Source organism: Roseateles sp. P5_B10 (assembly GCF_056400485.1).
Genome location: NZ_JBFULE010001095.1, coordinates 1 through 1424 on the forward strand (window position 1 = coordinate 1; position 1424 = coordinate 1424).

Annotated in this window: 1 pseudogene; it reads right to left on the minus strand. The window is 66.7% G+C overall.

The annotated features are described in order from the left end of the window. Positions 1-1424, minus strand: a pseudogene (locus AC1DU6_RS31115) (heme utilization protein); the annotation flags it as partial.

Consider the following 1424-nt stretch of genomic DNA (forward strand, 5'->3'; position numbering starts at 1 on the left):
GGTCGTGGGTCGTGACCGCGCGCAGGTCGGCCGTCTCCATCTTGGAGAGCTGGTCGGTCGTCAGCGAGCCGAACTGGTTGGAAGACAGCGTGGCGAACTGGGCCGAGCCCATCGCATTCAGGCTGTCGGTGACCAGGTTGCTCAGCTGCGTGGTCGTCAGCGCCTGGATCTGCGCGGTCGACAGTCGGGCAATTTGGTCCGTCGTCAGGACATTGAGGTCATCGGTATTGAGGCCGACGATCTGCGGGCTGGTGGTCAGCGCGTTGAGCTGGGCGCTGGTGAGGGCGCGCAACTGGTCGCTGGTCAGGCCATCGATCTGGGTGCTCGACAGGGCGCGCAGGGCGGCCGTCGTCATCGACTTCATGTCGGCCGCATCGATGGCGGACAGTTGGTCGGTATTCAGCGCGGCGGCTTGAACCGAACTCAGGGCGGCCACCTGGGCGCTGCTCAGCGCCGTCATGTCGCCGGCCGTCAGGCCCTTGACCTGGCTGGCCGACAGCGAGGCGATCTGGCCGGTCGACAGGCCGGCCACCTCGTCGGAGGTCAGCGTCAGGATCTGGTCGGAGGTCAGGCCGGCCAGGGCCGCGGTCGTGACGGCGCGCAGGTCGGCCGTCTCCAGCTTGGGCAACTGGTCGCTGGTCAGCGAACCGAACTGGGCCGAGCTCAGCGTCGCGAACTGCGATGAGCCCATCGCATTGAGGCTGTCGGTGGCCAGATGGCTGAGCTGGGTGGTCGTCAGCGACTGGACCTGGGCGGTGGACAGCTTGTTGAACTGGTCGGACGTGAAGCTGTTCAGGTCGTCGGTGTTCAACGTGCTGACCTGGGCAGTGGTCAGCGAGTTGATCTGGCTGGAGGAGAGGGCGCGCAGTTGGTCGGAGGTGAGGCCATCCAGCTGTGTGCTGGTCAGGGCGCGCAGGGCGGCCGTGGACAGGAAGCGGACGTCGCCGGTCTCGATGGCGGCCAACTGGTCGGTGTTCAGCGCCTGGGCCTGGGTCGAGCTCAGCACGCCGATCTGGGCGGTGCCCAGGGCGGTCATGTCGCCGGCCGTCAGGCCCTGCACTTGAGATGTGCTGAGTGAGCCGATCTGGGCGGTCGTGAGGCTGGACACCTCGTCGGAGCTCAGCGTCAGGATCTGGTCGGAAGAGAGGCCGCGCAACGCGGCGGTCGTGACCGAGCGCAGGTCGGCCGTCTCCATCTTGGGCAACTGGTCCGACGTCAGCGAACCGAACTGGCTGGAGTTCAGCGTCGCGAACTGGGCCGAACCCATCGCGTTGAGGTTGTCGGTGGCCAGGCTGCTCAACTGGGCCGTCGTCAGCACGGCGACCTGGGCGGTGGAAAGCTTGTTGAACTGGTCGGACGTGAGGCTGTTGAGGTCGTCCGTGTTCAGCGTGCGGACCTGGTCGGTCGTCAGCGCGTTGATCTGG